The sequence below is a fragment of the Halomonas sp. IOP_14 genome, assembly GCF_021021315.1.
Lineage (GTDB): Bacteria > Pseudomonadota > Gammaproteobacteria > Pseudomonadales > Halomonadaceae > Vreelandella > Vreelandella titanicae.
Genome location: NZ_JAINWD010000004.1, coordinates 117,409 through 134,675 on the forward strand (window position 1 = coordinate 117,409; position 17,267 = coordinate 134,675).

Here is a 17,267-nt window from a genome sequence, read left to right on the forward strand (position 1 = left end):
CTAAACGCTTATGCCAGTGCTTTCTCGACCACCTCGTATACATTTGAAGATAGCGGCTGTTGTTTGATCCGCTCAAGCTCAGACCGCATTAGTGCTTGGCGGGTTTCATCAAAGCGCTGCCAGCGGGTTAACGGGGTGATTAGCCGCGCAGCAATTTCCGGGTTAAGCCGGTTGAGCTCGATGACCACATCAGCCAGCAGTTGGTAGCCTTGACCATCCAAACGGTGGAAATTAACCCGGTTCTGAGCAAAGGCGCCGACCAATGCACGGACTCGATTGGGATTCTTGAGTGAAAAGGCGGGATGCTGCATCAGGTACTTCACCCGCTCAAGCACATCTGGCTGAGGGCGCGATACCTGGACGGTGAACCACTGATCCATCACCAGCGGGTCATGCGCCCACTTCTCACCGAAGGCTTTGAGTGCTGGCGAAGCCAGGTCATCGCGGTCGCTGTGCACCAGCAGGGTGAGCGCCTGACGCACATCGGTCATATTGTGGTCAGCAGCGAATTGGCTTTCACACAGTGCCAAGCCCTGCTCATCTTCAATCGACATAAGATAAGAGAGCGCCACGTTTTTCAGGCTACGCTGAGCTATTTGCTCCGGTGTCGGCGCGTACGCTTCTTCCGTCACATTGGCTTCATAGATAGCCAGAAACTCATCCCGCAGAGCCACGGCTAATGACTGACGGACAAATTCCCGCGCGGCATGGATAGCATCTACATCCACAATGGGCTGCTGCTCGGCGATATATGCTTCAGAGGGTAGCGTCAGCATCTCTGCCAGTACCGCTTTATCGCTCCTTGGCCCGCTCAGCAGCGCTCTAAAGGCATCGACGACGCGGCTATCCATAACCTTTTCGACGCCATTCCGGTGGGCAGCAATCAGGTCATCCAAGGCCAAAAGCGCTAGGCGTTGACCCGCATCCCAGCGGTTGAAACCATCGCTATCGTGGGTCAGCAAGAAGGCGAGATCTTCCCTTGAATAGGGGTAATGCAGCTTCACCGGGGCGGAAAATTCGCGTAGCAAAGAGGGCACTGGCGCTTCGGCAACATCGGTGAATACAAACGTTTGCTCATCGTCACGTAGATGAATAACCGCGTCTTTGCCGAGCTTTTCGCCATTGAGCGTCAGGGTGAGATCCTGCCCCGACTTGGTACCTACCAGCCCCATACGCACCGGGATATGCAACGGCAGCTTATCTGGCTGGCCAGGTGTTGCAGGCGTACGCTGACGCAGCGTCAAGTGGTACTCGCCCTGAACATAATCATACTCACCGTGGGCATCAATATCCGGCGTTCCCGCCTGGGAGTACCAGCGCATAAACTGGCTGAAGTCTTCACCGGAGGCTTCAGCCATACAGCCGACAAAGTCTTCAATGGTCACCGCTTGACCGTCGAACCGCTCGAAGTAAAGGTCTGAACCGCGACGAAAGCTCTCCTCCCCTACTAAATTACGCAACATGCGTACGACTTCGGCCCCTTTCTCATAAATCGTCAGGGTGTAGAAGTTGGTAATTTCGATAAAGTGGTCGGGACGAATCGGATGCGCCGTGGGGCCAGCATCTTCGGCAAACTGGGCCGTGCGGAAAAAGGAGACATCCTGAATGCGCTTAACCGGCGCTGAATTGGTATCCGCTGAAAAGCACTGGTCACGAAAGACCGTGAAGCCCTCTTTCAGCGAGAGCTGGAACCAGTCGCGGCAGGTAACGCGATTGCCCGACCAGTTGTGAAAGTATTCGTGGGCGACTATGCCTTCCACGTTTTGGAACGCTGCATCGGTGGCGGTCTGGGGGTGGGTCAAGACTGCGGCAGAGTTAAAGATATTGAGGCCTTTGTTCTCCATCGCCCCCATATTGAAGTCATTGACGGCCACGATCATAAACAGATCCAGGTCGTATTCGCGCCCATACGCCTGCTCGTCCCACTCCATGGCACGCTTTAACGAGGCCATGGCATGCTCGGTCTTATCCAGGTTCTCTTTTTCTACCCAAATTTGCAGCGTGACATCCCGCCCACTCATGGTGGTGAAATGATCTTCTACGCTATGCAGGTTGCCTGCCACCAAAGCAAACAGGTAACAGGGCTTGGGGTGCGGGTCTTCCCAAGTAACAAAGTGGCGACCGCCCTCCAGCTCGCCGCGCTCAATCGGGTTACCGTTAGCCAGCAAAATCGGCTCTTGCTGCTGATCGCCGATCACAGTGACCTTAAAGGTCGCCATGACGTCTGGGCGGTCAGGGTAAAAGGTAATCCGCCGGAAGCCTTCGGCCTCGCACTGGGTGCAGTACATACCGTTGGATTGGTACAGCCCCTCTAACGCCGTATTCTCCTGCGGGGCGATCTCCACCTCGCTCTCCAACACAAAACGCTCGGGCACCTGAGCAATGCGCAGGACTTCATCATCTAGTTCATAAGCAGCGACATCCAGCGGCGTTGCATCAATCGCCAGGGAGATAAGCTTTAGCTGCTCGCCATTTAAGACGAGCGGTGCCTTAGCGTCAGCTTCTGGATGTCGCTCAATCAACAGTCGCGCTTTCACACGGGTCGCGGCGGGGTCAAGATCAAACGTCAGCTCGGTATGAGTTACCCGGTAGGCGGGTGGCTGGTAGTCGCTTAAATAAACCGGCTGCGGATCAGACATAGTGCGTGACTCCTGTATAAAACGAATATTACATAGTTCAAAATGTTCGACAGCTTAACACCGCTACCTAGTCGCGGAAGTTATCGAATTGGAGCGGTAAATCCGGCCCCTCTTCGCCGCGCAGCAATGCCATAACAGCTTGTAAATCGTCGCGCTTTTTACCCGTTACACGCACTTTCTCACCTTGAATTTGCGCCTGCACTTTGAGCTTGCTGGCCTTGATGCGCTTGACCACATCTTTGGCTTCCGCCGCGTCGAGCCCCTCCTTAAGAGCGACTTCCTGGCGTGCTTTCACGCCGGAGAGCACCGGGTCTTGAACATCCATACAGCGGGCATCGATACCCCGGGCGATTAAACGGGCTCGCAGCACATCGAGCATCTGCTTGAGCTGGAAATCGACTTCCGCCTCTAGCTGCACTTTGTCACCTTCAAGGGTGAAGCTGGCATCGACCCCCTTAAAATCGAACCGTGACTGCACTTCCCGGTTAGCTTGGTCTACGGCGTTAGCGCCTTCGTGTTTATCGAACTCTGAAACAATATCAAATGAGGGCATGATGTAATTCCTGAAAAGACATGACCACCTATTCTAGAGCAGCCAGCCCCCTAGGGGCCAATCCTGTTCTTTTTTGTTGGATTTTAGGGTGCATTATTGAGACAAATATTCACAAAACACCGAAAATACCTGTACAAAAATTATCTTCAAGTACCTCCATAAAGATGTTCAACCCTGTGCTGATAGCTTAGGCTAGCGGATTATGAATATTGGCTATTTTTCAGCTTTCCGCTTTATCAGGAGATACCATGAGTGACCGCGACACCCGCCACAAAGCCTCTATGGAGAAGCTTAAAACGCGCGTAGAGGAGAAAGTCGCCAGTGCTAACGAGCAGCGCGGCCTAATCATCGTTAACACCGGTAACGGTAAAGGCAAAACAACCGCTGCCTGGGGCACGGTCACCCGCGCTTTGGGTTATGGCTATAAAGTGGGCGTAGTGCAGTTTATCAAGGGGTTGTGGGAGTGCGGCGAACGCAATCGATTGGAGGAGGATGCCAATCTAGAGGTGGCGATAATGGCTACCGGTTTCACCTGGGATACGCAAAATCGCCAAGCGGACACCGACGCCTGCCAAGCAGTGTGGAAAGAGGCTGAGCGTATGCTCGCAGACCCAGAGACCTATCTGGTGGTGCTCGACGAAATCACCTATATGCTCAAGTTTGGCTACCTGGAGATCGAAACCGTTAAACAAGCACTGGAGAATCGTCCTAAAGAACAGACAGTGATTATTACCGGCCGCAACGCTCACCGCGAACTCGTCGCTATGGCCGATACAGTGACTGAAATGCAGGAAGTGCGCCATGCCTTCAACAATGGCCTGCAGGCGCGTCGGGGTATCGACTTTTAAATAGCAAAAGGGGCAACTAAGTTGCCCCTTTTGCTCATCTGCTCACTAATGGCCCGCTTAAAGCGTGCTTAGCTATCGAACGGGTTACGTAGCACGATGGTTTCCATGCGGTCTGGACCGGTGGAGATAATATCGATACTGGTACCTACCTGCTCTTCAAGGTAACTGATATAAGCGCGGGCATTGGCAGGTAAATCCTCTACCTTTTTAGCCCCTAGAGTCGACTCTTTCCAGCCTGGCAGGTCTTCGTAGAGGGGCTCAACAGCTTCATAGCCTTCTGAATCCACTGGCGTTTCCAGCACGTCACCATCTTTACTGCGATAGCCAACGCACACGCGGATATTTTCCAGCCCGTCCAGTACGTCCAGCTTGGTCAGGCAGATACCGGTGACCGAGTTGATTTGCACCGCGTGACGCAGTGCCACAGCGTCAAACCAGCCACAGCGGCGGGCACGGCCAGTGGTAGCACCAAACTCGTGGCCACGCTCGGCAAGGTGGCGGCCATCGACATCGAACAGCTCAGTGGGGAACGGGCCTGAACCAACACGGGTGGTATACGCCTTGGTGATACCCAGCACGTAGTCCAAATAGAGCGGGCCGACGCCAGAGCCGGTGGCTGTGCCGCCTGCGGTGGTGTTAGAGCTGGTTACATAGGGGTAGGTACCGTGGTCGATATCCAACAGCGAGCCCTGAGCCCCTTCAAACAGGATATTCTCACCGGCTTTTCGCAGGTCGTGCACCATACTGACGGTATCGCACACCATGGGACGCAGCTCTTCGGCCATTTGCATCGCCGTGTCCAGCACTTCCTGGAAGTCGACCGCCGGTTCACCGTGGTAATTCACCAACACGAAGTTGTGGTAGTCGAGCACTTCGCCCAACTTGGAAGCGAAACGTTCGCGATGCAGCATATCGCCTAAGCGCAGGCCACGACGGGCGACTTTGTCTTCGTAGGCAGGCCCAATGCCCCGGCCAGTGGTGCCAATTTTGGCAATGCCACGGGCTTTTTCACGGGCCTGATCCAGGCGCACATGGTAGGGCAGGATCAGCGGACAAGCTGGCGACAGACGCAGGCGTTCGCGTACTGGCACACCTTTGGCTTCCAGCTCACGGATCTCTTTGATCAGCGCTTCCGGCGAAAGCACCACACCATTACCAATCACGCAGGTTTTGCCTGGGCGCAAAACGCCGGATGGAATCAGGTGGAGAACGGTCTTTTCACCGTCGATGACCAGCGTATGACCCGCGTTATGGCCACCTTGAAAACGCACCACGGCGGATGCGGACTCAGTCAGCAGGTCAACGATTTTACCCTTGCCTTCGTCACCCCATTGGGTGCCCAGCACTACGACATTCTTACCCATTATGATGCACTCGTCTCTTGTGTCAGGGCCGTTGGCTGCCAACGACCATCGATAAGCTCAAGACGGCGGTCACACTCATGCTCCGCCGGCCCAGTACGCTGCCCTGGCAGCGCTTGAATCACGCGTTCCCCCTGCTCACGCAGCGCGACAATGGCAGCGTTGAGCGACTCATCCTGCACAGCGGGCGACCAAATAGCCCCGCGACTCGGGGATGCCAGCGCCAGCGACGCCAGCTGTTTCAGATCCATCGAGAAGCCGGTGGCCGGGCGCGCACGACCAAAAGCCCGCCCGGTATCGTCATAACGTCCGCCTTTAGCCAACGCATGTCCGTAGCCCGGCACATAAGCGGCAAACATCATACCCGTGTGGTATTGATAGCCGCGCAGTTCCGCCAAGTCAAAGTAGAGCGACACATCAAAGCGTGCCAGCACCCCTTGATAGAGCGCATCCAACTGATCCAGTGCCGCCGTGACCGAGGCCGGCGCACCGGCAAAACGCTCCCGCGCCTGGCGTAAAACATCCGCACCGCCGTGCAGATCACCCAGAGCTAACAGCATGTCCGCTAAGGCCGGGTCGCTGACGCTGGCATCTACATGCTGCGCCAGTTGACTGGGTGATTTTAGCGCTAACGCCTCAAATAACGCACGCTCCTGCTCGTCACTGAGCGCTGCCGCTTCTGCAAGGCTTCGATAGATACCGATATGCCCCAACGCCAAGTGAATCTCCTCAGCGCCCGCGGCCTTCATACTGGCCAGCGCCAAGTGAATTATCTCACTGTCCGCTTCTAGCCCGGCATGACCAAACAGCTCAGCACCCACCTGTACCGGGCTACGCCCTCCCTGATGCTGGTCTGCCTTAGCACGCAGTACATTAGTGCAGTAGCAAAGGCGCACCGGCCCCTGACGCTTTAGCGAATGGGCATCCATACGCGCAACCTGCGGCGTAACGTCCGCCGAGGCGCCCATCATACGGCCGGTCAACTGATCAGTCAGTTTGAAGGTCTGAAGATCCAGATCCGTACCGGTGCCGGTTAACAGCGAATCCAGAAACTCCACTGGAGGCGGCATAACTTGGTCGTAGCCCCAGCAGTGGTAAAGATCGAGCAGCGCGCGGCGCAGCTCTTCCATACGGCTTGCCTGAGGCGGGAGCACCTCATCCATGCCGTCGGGCAGTAGCCAGCGGTCAGCGATGGTCATGACGATTGCCTTGAACTTGAAGAAATAGGAGCCACAAAAAAACCGGGCGACGCCCGGTCAACAAATTCTATCACGTTTATTGGCCGGGTGAACCCCGCTTGGCTATCAACAAACCAAGACGAGGAGCACCGGCCAACGGCGGTTTACTCGCCGCTGTCTTCACCGCTTTCTGGTTCAGCGCTGCGCAAATAGCGGAAGAAGTCGCTACTCGGCTCAAGCACCATCAGATTGCCATCGTCGGCAAAGCTTTCGCTATAGGCATTAAGGCTACGCCAGAAAGAGTAGAACTCCTGATCCTGACCATACGCTTCAGAGAAAATCGCAGCGGCTTGGGCATCACCTTCACCGCGCAGCGTCTCGGAGCGCTCATTGGCCTGGGCAAGCAGTACTTGGCGACGACGATCCGCATTGGCGCGAATACGCTCAGCCTCTTCCTGACCCTGAGCACGCCATTCACGAGCTTCACGCTCACGCTCGGAGCGCATCCGCTCAAAAACAGCGGCTGATACGTCTTCGGGCAAATCGATGCGCTTGATACGAATATCGCGAATTGCCACCCCGAGCTCTTCACGCATCAGCTCGTCGAGTTCTGCGGTGGGGCCCGTCATCAGGTCATCACGACGCTCGGCGATAATTTCCTGAAGATTCAAGCGACCAAATTCATTACGCAGGCTCTCATCCACCCGCGGCTGAATCAGGCGAATGGCCATCAACTCATCGCCGGCAGTCGCCTCGTAGTAGCGAGTAGGATTAACCACCTGCCACTTAACATAGGAGTCAACGATAACCGCTTTCTGCTCAAGGGTCAGATAGCGGCTGGTATCGGTGTCCAGCGTCAACAAGCGCGTATCAAACTTACGAATCGTTTGCGCGATCGGCACTTTGGCATGCAAGCCAGGCTGAATATTCTCTTCAATGACTTCACCAAAGCGCAGTTTAACGGCACGCTCGGTTTCGTCTACCACGTACAGAGTGTTGCTTGCCAGCCACGCCACGGCAGCTAGACCACCAACAATCAGCAGGGATCGATTATTAATCATTTACCGGCCCTCCCTGCGGATGGAGCTACTATTGGTATTCGATGAAGAGCTGGAACTGCCCTGGGTGTTGCGTAACCGCTCAAGCACACTCGGGTCTAGCTGTTCATCGCTATTGGCGCTTCCGCTCGAAGAGTTATTTCGATTACTGCTCCCACCGCTAAGCTGATCGAGGGGCAGATACATCAGCGGCGCGTTTTCGCTTACATCCAACAGCACCTTCGGCGAATTACTAAACACTTCTTCCATTGTGTCCAGGTACATACGTTCACGCATGATATCCGGGGCATTTGTGTACTCGGAGAGTAGCGAGTTAAAGCGGTTGGCTTGACCCTGCGCTTCAGCGACTACTGACTCACGGTAACCCTGCCCCTGCTCAACAATACGCTGCGCCTGACCTTGCGCTTCCGGAATAATCGCGTTGGCGTAAGCAATACCCTGGTTGATCGTACGCTGACGATCTTCACGGGCCCGGATAACGTCATCGAAGGCGTCAATCACTGGCGCGGGCGCCGAAGTGGACTCGATGTTAATGGTTTGCAGACGAATACCGGCACCATAGTTGTCGAGATAGGACTGTAGACGACTAGCAACCGAGCTACCCAGAATCTCACGGCCAGAGGTTAGGATATCGATCATATCGGTACCGCCGACGACGTGACGTAGTGCCGAATCCAGCGCATTCTCAATCGAGATAGCAGGATCGCGTACGTTAAGCACAAAATCGCGTGGATTAGCTACTTGGTACTGAGCAGAAATTTCCACTTCGACAATGTTTTCGTCGCGGGTCAGCATCGACTGGGTCTGCGACAGAGAGCGCACACGGGTCACATTGACCATACGTACATCGTCAATCAGCGGCGGGTTCCACTGCAGGCCTGGATCTACGATGCCCTGAAACTCACCAAACCGCAGCACAACGCCGCGCTCGGATTGATCCACGAGGTAGAAGCCCATTGCAGCCCAAATAGCCAGCGCAACAATAATCAGCAGGCCTGGCAGCGCGAAAGGGTTGCGGTTCTTATCACTACCGCCACCACCGGTTTTCTTGCCGCCGCCTTTTTTGCCGCCACCCAACATGCTGTTGAGCTTGTCCTGAAACTTTTTCAGCGCTTCATCCAGGTCAGGTGGACCTTGGTTGTTGCCCCCTTTATTGCCATTGTTGCCGCCGCCATTATTACTGCCACGGTTTCCATCGCCGTCGTTTCCACCGCGTCGGCCGCCACTACTCCAAGGGTCGTGCTGGTTGCCACCACCAGGCTCATTCCAGGCCATACTTCGTCTCCACTAAGGTATTCGCTAACGCTAATGGCATCACACTTAGGCGGCACCACCGCGTTTTGATATTATTGCTCTATAAACCTTGTACCATTTTTATACAAAACTGCATACATGCAGCGTACTAGGATGGGTAATTAAGTCGCTTACCACTCATTGGTTTCACGCAGCGCTTCAGGTAAATAGGTGTTGGCTCGCTCGCCCAGTTGGGCCATCAACTGATTAAAGTCACGCCGCGGCAAACGCACATCAAGCACTGAATGCCCCTGCTCATCAAAGGCTTCCTCGCGAACGGCATTGAGCTCGTGCAACCCTGCCCGCAGCTTACCCTGCTCGGGAGTCAGTGTCAGCGAAAAGCCAATGACATCATTTGCCAAGCGCTCGGTCAGCGCCTCATGGAGCAGCTCAAGCCCCTGGCCCTGCTGGGCCGAAAGCCAAACCACTTCGGGCACACCATGCCCATCACGCTCTATACGTGGGGCACTATCGAGCTTATCAATTTTATTCATGACTTTGAGTACCGGCACATCATCGGCGCCGATCTCTTTGAGCACTAGCTCCACCTGCTCCACGTTTAACTCGCGGTCAGGATCTGCGGCATCGATCACGTGTACCAGCAGCGACGCTTCAGAGGCTTCCTGGAGCGTCGCTTGAAACGCCTCAACCAACTTGTGCGGCAAGTGGCGAATAAAGCCCACGGTATCGGCCATCACTACCGGACCAACGTCTTCAATCTCAAGCCGCCGCAAAGTAGGGTCAAGTGTCGCAAACAGCTGGTCGGCTGCATACACCTCAGAATTGGTTAAGGCGTTAAATAGCGTTGACTTACCGGCGTTGGTGTACCCCACCAGCGATACGCTATGAATTTCCGCACGCGCACGCGCTCGGCGATTCTGGTCGCGCTGGCTGCGCACTTTATCGAGCCGTTTGTGAATCGATTTGATCCGACCACGCAGCAGACGACGGTCAGTTTCTAACTGCGTCTCGCCTGGGCCGCGCAGGCCAATCCCACCTTTTTGCCGCTCTAGGTGTGTCCAACCACGCACGAGGCGAGTCGACATATATTCAAGCTGAGCAAGCTCTACCTGCAGCTTACCTTCATGGGTTCTTGCCCGTTGCGCAAAGATATCGAGGATCAAACCAGTACGGTCGAGCACTCGACACTTGAGCTCTTGCTCTACATTGCGCTCTTGAGAGGGACTTAAGCTATGGTTGAAGATCACCAGCTCTGCCTCATGAGCCGCGAGCAGTGCCCGCAGCTCTTCCAACTTACCTGACCCAATAAAGGTGCGCGAGTCAGGTCGGTGGCGGCTAGCAGTGAGAAGAGTCGCAGGCTCTGCACCAGCAGAGCGTACGAGCTCTAAAAACTCACCCGGGTCTTCACGTTTTTGTTCATCATGAAAATCGACGTGAACAAGAACTGCCGTTTCACCGGCGTCTGGGCGTTCGAAAAACAATCAATACCTCGTGGACTCTCTTGCTTCTCCAGCGGTGTTAAATCTCCGCATCCTGCTCTGCCGGGTCTTGCGCAGGCAAGCGTACGTTGCGAGATGGAACAACCGTGGAAATAGCGTGTTTATAAACCATCTGACTAACGGTATTGCGCAGCAGGATAACAAACTGGTCAAACGATTCGATCTGGCCCTGCAGCTTAATGCCGTTGACCAAAAAGATAGAGACCGGAATGCGCTCCTTGCGCAGAATGTTCAAGTACGGGTCTTGAAGGGACTGCCCTTTGGACATGTTGCTCTCCCTAAAACTGTCGTTGGGGTTAATTATCAAATGGCGTGCCCTACTGGTGCTACGCCGCACTATTTTATTACTGCCCGAAAGGCCGAATGATGCCCGAAGAGCCTAGTGATATTCGAAAGGCTCAAACACCCAGCCAATCGAAAACACACTACCTAAATTACCAGCTTAGCGAACTATCTTACGCTAAGCACTGCTGTCACGCACGAGTTTCAACACCTGATCCAGTGCATCTGAGCGCTGTGAATCTACCCAGTTAAGTTCTGGCCAGCTTCTTAACCAGGTTAATTGTCGCTTGGCTAACTGACGAGTTGCGATCACGCCTCGCTCAACGAGGGAGGCATAGTCATACTCACCTTCCAGGTACTCCCACACTTGGCGATAACCAACACTCTTCATCGCCGGTAGGCCTAAATGTAAGTCATTACGCTTTTTGAGGGCGGCGACTTCATTTATCAAGCCCTCACCCAACATTACTTCGAAACGCTGGGCAATGCGTTGATGCAGCAAGCTGCGATCACTGGGCGCCAAAGCTATCGACAACACGCGCCAGGGAAAGGTTTCCGGCTGCTGCTCCGCCCACAGCTCACTCATTGGCCGCCCACTGGCGTAGTACACCTCCAGTGCGCGCATGACGCGCTGCGGGTCATTGGGGTGAATGCGCTGGGCGGATAGCGCATCCACCTCTGCCAGGCGTTGATGTAGCGACAATAGTCCTTCGTTTTGCCACTGTGCTTCAAGCCGCTGGCGAATAGCCGGGTCGGCAGAAGGCAAGTTTGCCACCCCTTCGACCAGCCGCTTGTAGTAAAGCATAGTACCGCCGACCAGCAGGGGGACTTTGCCCGCCGCGCTGATTTGTCGCATAAGAGAAAGCGCATCTACACGAAAATCGGCCGCCGAATAGGGCTCAGCGGGATCGCGGATATCGATCAAGTGGTGAGGCGCACGGGCAAGCTCACTCGCGCTGGGTTTGGCACTGCCAATATCCATGCCGCGATATACCATGGCCGAGTCAACGCTAATCAGCTCATGCCCCAGGTGCTCGTGTAGCGCCATCGCAGCATCGGTTTTCCCAGCGGCCGTGGGGCCCATTAAAAAAATCGCCCAGGGGCGGGTATCAGCCATGCGCGGTTCCGTTAGCTAAGAAAAAGGTGATTACTGATCGCGCAGCTGTTGTTCAAGCATCTATTGGCCGCGCAAGAAGAGCCGATCAAGCGCTTTGAGCCCCATCTGCGTCCAGGTGGGACGACCGTGATTACATTGGTCGCTGCGCTCGGTGCGCTCCATGTCGCGCAATAGCGCGTTCATCTCGTCAATAGTAAGCCGACGGTTGGCACGCACGCTGCCATGACAGGCCATGGTAGAGAGTAGTTCATGCACCCTAGCCTCGACTTGATGGGTACGCCCATAGCGCGCCAGCTCTTCCAGCATCTGACGCACCAGCGCCTCAGGATCAGCCTGGGCAAGTAACGCCGGCAGTTGGCGTACCAGCAGCGTCTCTGGCCCGGCGATATCCAGCTCAATACCCAGCTTGGCAATTGCCTCTTGCTCGCTCTCTGCCGTGGCCACTTCGGCCCGGCTAGCGGCAATGGAGACAGGCACTAGCAGCGGCTGCGCATCCAACCCTTTGGCAGCGGCCAGCTGTGTCTTCATGCGCTCATAGACGATTCGCTCATGGGCGGCATGCATATCCACCAGCACCAATCCCTCAGCGTTCTGGGCCAGAATATAAATGCCGTGCAACTGCCCTAGCGCAAACCCTAGTGGTGGTGGCGCAGTGGGATCGTTATCAGGCATCGCCAGGGGCGCTTCACGCACCTCACTACCTCGCTCACTGGGAGGGCTCGGCTGAGGCGTTAACAGCGTTTCTTCGTGATTGGGGTGTAGCGCCTGATAACCCTGCATAAAGCGGCGCACGCGCTCAGCACCGGGGTGGCGATCCGGCGAGTGGGGCAGCGCAATCCCCTGCTGCTGCCAGCGGGGTTGTTCAGCCCCCATTTCTGAAGCTTCGCCCTGTGGCGATACGCCTGACGTATCAGCCACCTCGGCATCATGCTCCTCTGCACTCTCAGCGGGTTTAGCCGACGCCAGGGAGTGATGGAGGCTCGAATAGAGAAAGTCGTGAACCATACGACCATCACGAAAGCGCACTTCATGCTTGGTGGGGTGGACGTTGACGTCCACAACGTCTGGATCAAGCTCCAGATAGAGCACAAAGACCGGATGACGGCCGTTAAACAGCACATCACGATAGGCCTGACGCACCGCGTGGGCGACCAAACGATCACGCACCACGCGTCCATTGACAAAAAAGTACTGTTGGTCAGCCTGTGAGCGCGAGTGGGTGGGCAAGCCAACCCAGCCGCTTAGCCGTATACCGCCCGCTTCGCGCTCGATATAGCGAGCATGCTCGATAAAATTCTTGCCCAACAGCGAGGCAATACGCCGCTCCCGGGCCGCCGCAGAGTGACCGGCGGGCAACTGGTGAATGACTTTTTGGTTATGGCGCAATACCCAGGCGATGTCGTAGCGGGATAGCGCCTGACGGCGAAATGCCTCTTCTACATGGGCAAATTCGGTCTTTTCTGTGCGCAGAAACTTGCGCCGGGCGGGGGTATTAAAAAACAGATCGCGCACGCCAACGCTGGTACCACGGGGGTGTGGCGCAGGTGTCACCCGTGCTTCCATGCCCCGCCCTTCCGCAACCACCCGCCAGCCATGGCGGGGGTCGTCTTCGGCATTGGAGATCAGCTCCAGCCGCGAGACGGAGCTAATCGATGCCAGCGCTTCACCGCGAAAGCCTAGCGAACTAACGCCCTCTAAGTCTTCCAGGCTGCCAATCTTACTGGTGGCATGGCGGGCCAGGGCCAGCGGTAAATCCTCTTCGCCAATGCCAATCCCGTCATCGCGCACTTTGATCAGCCGCGCGCCCCCTTGCTCGATCTCTACTTCGATACGCTGGCTGCCAGCATCAATAGCGTTCTCTATCAACTCTTTGGTGACCGATGAGGGGCGCTCAACCACCTCCCCGGCGGCAATCTGGTTGGCCAACCGCGGGTCGAGTACCTGTATACGCGGTGCGGTAGCGGTCATATCAGTCAACACGGCACCTCATGAACGGGGAATCTGTAACACTTGGCCAACACGAATCACGTCACCATTCAGGTCATTGGCCTGCCTCAACTGATTAACCGGCACGCCATGACGCACAGCAATCGCTGACAGGGTGTCTCCCGACTGAATACGGTACTCGTTACCCGAAGGGCGACGCTGATTATCACGCTGCCAGGCAAGCAGGCTGGCCGGCGGTGGGAAGCGCTCAAAATGCTCGCGCAAACCGCTGAAGATAGCCTGAGAAAGCCCTGATTGGTGTACTGGGTCGCGTAGCCGACGCTCTTCGTCAGGGTTAGAGATAAAGCCAACCTCGATCAACAGCGAGGGGATATCGGGAGACTTCAGTACCATAAACCCAGCCTGCTCGACCCGCGACTTATGCAGCCGGTTAATGCGGCCTAACTGCTCCAATACCTGACCACCGATCGAGAGCGAGTCATTCAGCGTGGCAGTCATGGTCAAATCCAACAACACGCCGCGCAGCACCTGGTCTTTATCACGCAAGGAGAGACTGCCATCGACACCGCCGATAAGGTCGGAGCGGTTCTCACTATCCGCCAGCCACTGGGCGGTTTCCGAGGTGGCGCCGCGCTGAGAAAGCGCATAGACCGAGCTCCCTTGGGGTCTTGGGCTGGTGAAAGCATCGGCGTGTATCGAGACAAAAAAGTCGGCTTTTTGCTCACGTGCCAGTGCGGTACGCTGACGCAACCCTATATAGTAGTCACCATCCCGCACCAGCACGGCTTTAAAGCCCTCAGTACCGTTCACTTCAGCGGCTAGGCGACGGGCAATTTCCAGCACTACGTCCTTTTCCCGTGTGCCTGAAGGGCCAATCGCCCCCGGGTCTTCACCGCCATGACCGGCGTCGACGGCAATAATAATATCGCGCCTTGGGTGCGGCTTGGCTGCCTGCACTTCTGTCGGCGCTGCCTCGCTAGGCGGCGCCACGCTGTCCGACAGCTGGCCTTGAGCAGATGCCCGCTGGGCCTGAATTTCCTGATCCCGAATCATCGCCTCAATGGGGTCAATCGGATTCTCGACGGCACTCTCACCAGGATATTCGAGATCAACGACCAGTCGGTGACCGTACTGGTCGTTAGGTGTCAGGGTAAAATGGCGTGGCTCAATTTCTCGATTGAGTTCAAGCACTACCCGCAGGCCCCCACCCTCCCGCACGCCGGTACGCACCGAGGTAATTGCACTGTCGTGCAAAGGCAGCGTACTGGGGTCGGTATCCATTTGGGTATCATCTAAATCAATCACCAACCGCGCCGGGTTCTCCAGCGAAAATACGTTGGCATTAGTCGCAGCGGAGAGATCAAACACCAGCCGGGCATGATCTGGCGCCGCCCAAAGCCGCATGCTCTCTACGCTGGACGCTTGTACATCAACCGCCGCCAGGGCAAAAAAACCGGCGGCTAATAAGCGATATACACCTGCCGCTATGCCCTTCATTTCCATTGAATCACACCGTTCTCCAACTGGTCAGAACCTTCTTTACTGACTGCACTTACCTTGCTACTTACCTTACTTCGCAATAATTCAAGCATACGCTGACCGTTATCACTACCCGCAGCTAATGAGACTAAACGCCCTTGCGCCACTACTTCCAAGGTTAGGCGCAGGTCAGGCGCTGGCAACCACCCTTCACCGCGGCTGGGCCACTCAATAATGGTGACTGCATCGTCGGCCAGCACGTCTCGACCACCAATAAACTCAAGCTCTTCTGGATCCGCTAAGCGGTATAAATCCAGATGATAAACCCGTTGATCGTTCAACTCATAAGGCTCTACCAAGGTGTAAGTGGGGCTTTTAACCGCCCCTTGATGGCCGTAAGCCCGCAGGATGCCACGCGTTAACGTGGTTTTACCGGCACCTAGCTCACCCTCTAGATAGACGAGCCCGCGTCCTTGCAATACGTGCCCGAGAGTTTCGCCAAAAGCGACCTGGGCCTCTTCGTTGTCTAATTGCACCTGCATGTGGGCTGCCTTCACGGATTAATCAATTTTCGCGCATAGGATGCCAGATCGCTGGCCAGCAGGCCACGCTCGCCTTCTTCCGCTGCCGCGCGATCGGCCGCTAACGCATGCACCATGGCACCTAGCCAGACACTAAACTCCACCTCGCCCCGCTGAGCAACCAACGCCCCCAGCATGCCGCTGAGCACATCGCCCATGCCGCCGCTGGCCATACCGGGGTTCCCGTAAGGGCACACCACCAAACCGCTAGGCCCAGCAATTAAACTGCCCGCGCCTTTTAAAATCACCACACCACCCCGAGCGCGTTGCAGTGCCTGGGCAGCAGCGGGCCGGTCGGATTGGATATCGGCAACGGAACAGTTCAATAGTCGCGCGGCCTCACCGGGGTGTGGAGTCAAAATCCAGTTATCACGGCGAACCTCCGGCCACTGGCGCGCCAGGAGGTTAAGCCCGTCGGCATCTACCACCAGCGGCTTATCTGCCTGCAGCGCACTCTGCAGCACCGCCTGCCCCCAGGCAGCTTGGCCAAGCCCTGGCCCGACCACCACAACGTCAGCGTTACTGGGCAGTTCAGCGGCCTCAGCGCCACCGCGTACGCCATGAGCCATCACCTCCGGGCAACGCACCAAACTGGCGGCAATATGTTCTGGGGCAGTCGCCAAGCTTACTTTACCCGCCCCTAAGCGGGCAGCAGCCTGACAGGCCAGCAGCGCGGCACCTCCGAAACCAGGGGCGCCGCCCATGATCAGCACATGGCCCATGTCGCCTTTATGGCTGGTACGCAGGCGTGGTGCAAAAGCCTCTGCCAGCAGCGAATCATCCAGCCGCCAAGCCGTGGGGGGAATATCGAAATAGGCCTGGGCTTTGACACCCAGGGGTCGAAAGTCGATCTCGCCAGTATAGGCAGGGGCATCACCTGTATGTAATCCAACCTTATCGCCAATAAAGGTCACCGTGCAGGAGGCCTTCACAGCAATACCCGGTACCGCACCGGTGTCGGCAACCAATCCAGAGGGAATATCAATCGCCAGGACTGGCTGCTTTGCAGCGTTGATCGTTTCAATAGCACGCTTGAAGCGCCCCTCTACTTCACCGGTCAACCCGGTACCCAGCAATGCATCAACAATCACTTCGCCGGTGAGCTCAATCCCAGCGTGCCACTCCTCGCAGCCCACGCCCGCGGATGTTGCTAATTCTGCGGCACGGGCCGCGTCGCCGCTGAGCTCTTCAACGGACTTAAGGGTTATCCGCTGCACTTTGAGGCCCGACTGCATGGCTAGCGCTGCCAGCACGTGACCATCGCCACCGTTGTTGCCACTCCCACATAGCACGGTGATACTACGTGCTTGTGGCCAGCGGGAGCGGAAGCTGTGCCAGGCGCTTGAGGCGGCGCGCTGCATCAATGCAAAGCCATCGATACCCCCGGCGATCGTGCGCCGATCGAGTTCCTGAACCTGGGCGGCTTTATAGAGGGGGCGTAGCATGGAAGTATTCGGGACTGTCACGATCG

Annotated in this window: 14 protein-coding genes; 1 reads left to right on the plus strand and 13 read right to left on the minus strand. The window is 56.3% G+C overall.

Annotated features, from left to right (window positions below; all coding sequences use genetic code 11):
* Window positions 1-8: 8 nt before the first annotated feature.
* Together pepN and K7H09_RS05105 are read right to left on the minus strand one after the other, a co-directional pair.
* Window positions 9-2,639, minus strand: coding sequence for an aminopeptidase N (gene pepN / locus K7H09_RS05100; RefSeq protein ID WP_230803859.1), 2,631 nt, complete (start codon window positions 2,637-2,639; stop codon window positions 9-11).
* 67 nt (window positions 2,640-2,706) lie between these two features.
* On the minus strand, window positions 2,707-3,192 hold the full coding sequence (locus K7H09_RS05105; protein ID WP_007114656.1) for a YajQ family cyclic di-GMP-binding protein: 486 nt from the start codon (window positions 3,190-3,192) through the stop codon (window positions 2,707-2,709).
* Window positions 3,193-3,440: 248 nt separating this feature from the next.
* Between K7H09_RS05105 and cobO the strand changes: the two genes are divergently transcribed.
* Complete coding sequence (gene cobO / locus K7H09_RS05110) at window positions 3,441-4,040, plus strand: cob(I)yrinic acid a,c-diamide adenosyltransferase (protein ID WP_141441287.1); 600 nt, start codon at window positions 3,441-3,443, stop codon at window positions 4,038-4,040.
* A 68-nt stretch (window positions 4,041-4,108) separates the two neighbouring features.
* Here the strand turns inward: cobO and K7H09_RS05115 are convergent, their stop codons facing one another.
* The 11 genes from K7H09_RS05115 to K7H09_RS05165 all read right to left on the minus strand — a co-directional run bounded on the left by K7H09_RS05115 (window position 4,109) and on the right by K7H09_RS05165 (window position 17,241).
* Window positions 4,109-5,404, minus strand: coding sequence for an adenylosuccinate synthase (locus K7H09_RS05115; protein ID WP_022523961.1), 1,296 nt, complete (start codon window positions 5,402-5,404; stop codon window positions 4,109-4,111).
* On the minus strand, window positions 5,404-6,600 hold the full coding sequence (locus tag K7H09_RS05120) for an ATP phosphoribosyltransferase regulatory subunit (RefSeq protein ID WP_022523962.1): 1,197 nt from the start codon (window positions 6,598-6,600) through the stop codon (window positions 5,404-5,406). Before K7H09_RS05120 ends, K7H09_RS05115 begins: the two co-directional genes overlap by 1 nt.
* Window positions 6,601-6,743: 143 nt before the next feature.
* Window positions 6,744-7,640 carry a protease modulator HflC gene (hflC, locus tag K7H09_RS05125; protein WP_009287760.1) on the minus strand — a complete coding sequence of 299 codons (897 nt, stop codon included), beginning with the start codon at window positions 7,638-7,640 and terminating at the stop codon, window positions 6,744-6,746.
* Complete coding sequence (hflK, locus tag K7H09_RS05130) at window positions 7,641-8,912, minus strand: FtsH protease activity modulator HflK (RefSeq protein WP_027959067.1); 1,272 nt, start codon at window positions 8,910-8,912, stop codon at window positions 7,641-7,643.
* A gap of 149 nt (window positions 8,913-9,061) precedes the next feature.
* A complete protein-coding gene (hflX, locus tag K7H09_RS05135) occupies window positions 9,062-10,372 on the minus strand; it encodes a ribosome rescue GTPase HflX (RefSeq protein WP_009287759.1) in 1,311 nt (436 codons plus the stop codon).
* A gap of 37 nt (window positions 10,373-10,409) precedes the next feature.
* Window positions 10,410-10,658, minus strand: a complete 249-nt coding sequence (hfq, locus tag K7H09_RS05140; RefSeq protein WP_007114649.1) for an RNA chaperone Hfq — start codon at window positions 10,656-10,658, stop codon at window positions 10,410-10,412.
* Between the two features lie 192 nt (window positions 10,659-10,850).
* Window positions 10,851-11,789 carry a tRNA (adenosine(37)-N6)-dimethylallyltransferase MiaA gene (miaA, locus tag K7H09_RS05145; RefSeq protein WP_009287758.1) on the minus strand — a complete coding sequence of 313 codons (939 nt, stop codon included), beginning with the start codon at window positions 11,787-11,789 and terminating at the stop codon, window positions 10,851-10,853.
* Window positions 11,790-11,849: 60 nt separating this feature from the next.
* Window positions 11,850-13,757, minus strand: a complete 1,908-nt coding sequence (gene mutL, locus K7H09_RS05150; RefSeq protein WP_230804059.1) for a DNA mismatch repair endonuclease MutL — start codon at window positions 13,755-13,757, stop codon at window positions 11,850-11,852.
* Between the two features lie 18 nt (window positions 13,758-13,775).
* Window positions 13,776-15,239 (minus strand): N-acetylmuramoyl-L-alanine amidase, encoded by a 1,464-nt coding sequence (locus K7H09_RS05155; protein WP_230803861.1) that lies wholly within the window; start codon window positions 15,237-15,239, stop codon window positions 13,776-13,778.
* Window positions 15,230-15,757 carry a tRNA (adenosine(37)-N6)-threonylcarbamoyltransferase complex ATPase subunit type 1 TsaE gene (tsaE, locus tag K7H09_RS05160; protein ID WP_035539154.1) on the minus strand — a complete coding sequence of 176 codons (528 nt, stop codon included), beginning with the start codon at window positions 15,755-15,757 and terminating at the stop codon, window positions 15,230-15,232. The genes K7H09_RS05155 and tsaE overlap by 10 nt, the downstream gene beginning before the upstream one ends.
* A gap of 11 nt (window positions 15,758-15,768) precedes the next feature.
* A complete protein-coding gene (locus tag K7H09_RS05165) occupies window positions 15,769-17,241 on the minus strand; it encodes a bifunctional ADP-dependent NAD(P)H-hydrate dehydratase/NAD(P)H-hydrate epimerase (protein ID WP_035539151.1) in 1,473 nt (490 codons plus the stop codon).
* Between the last annotated feature and the right edge of the window lie 26 nt (window positions 17,242-17,267).

Excerpts from the sequence above, each read along its gene's own strand:
- pepN (WP_230803859.1), bottom strand. The coding sequence starts at position 2,639 with ATGTCTGATCCGCAGCCGGTTTATTTAAGCGACTACCAGCCACCCGCC.
- K7H09_RS05105 (WP_007114656.1), bottom strand. The coding sequence starts at position 3,192 with ATGCCCTCATTTGATATTGTTTCAGAGTTCGATAAACACGAAGGCGCT.
- cobO (WP_141441287.1), top strand. The coding sequence starts at position 3,441 with ATGAGTGACCGCGACACCCGCCACAAAGCCTCTATGGAGAAGCTTAAA.
- K7H09_RS05115 (WP_022523961.1), bottom strand. The coding sequence starts at position 5,404 with ATGGGTAAGAATGTCGTAGTGCTGGGCACCCAATGGGGTGACGAAGGC.
- K7H09_RS05120 (WP_022523962.1), bottom strand. The coding sequence starts at position 6,600 with ATGACCATCGCTGACCGCTGGCTACTGCCCGACGGCATGGATGAGGTG.
- hflC (WP_009287760.1), bottom strand. The coding sequence starts at position 7,640 with ATGATTAATAATCGATCCCTGCTGATTGTTGGTGGTCTAGCTGCCGTG.
- hflK (WP_027959067.1), bottom strand. The coding sequence starts at position 8,912 with ATGGCCTGGAATGAGCCTGGTGGTGGCAACCAGCACGACCCTTGGAGT.
- hfq (WP_007114649.1), bottom strand. The coding sequence starts at position 10,658 with ATGTCCAAAGGGCAGTCCCTTCAAGACCCGTACTTGAACATTCTGCGC.
- miaA (WP_009287758.1), bottom strand. The coding sequence starts at position 11,789 with ATGGCTGATACCCGCCCCTGGGCGATTTTTTTAATGGGCCCCACGGCC.
- mutL (WP_230804059.1), bottom strand. The coding sequence starts at position 13,757 with ATGACCGCTACCGCACCGCGTATACAGGTACTCGACCCGCGGTTGGCC.
- K7H09_RS05155 (WP_230803861.1), bottom strand. The coding sequence starts at position 15,239 with ATGGAAATGAAGGGCATAGCGGCAGGTGTATATCGCTTATTAGCCGCC.
- tsaE (WP_035539154.1), bottom strand. The coding sequence starts at position 15,757 with ATGCAGGTGCAATTAGACAACGAAGAGGCCCAGGTCGCTTTTGGCGAA.
- K7H09_RS05165 (WP_035539151.1), bottom strand. The coding sequence starts at position 17,241 with ATGCTACGCCCCCTCTATAAAGCCGCCCAGGTTCAGGAACTCGATCGG.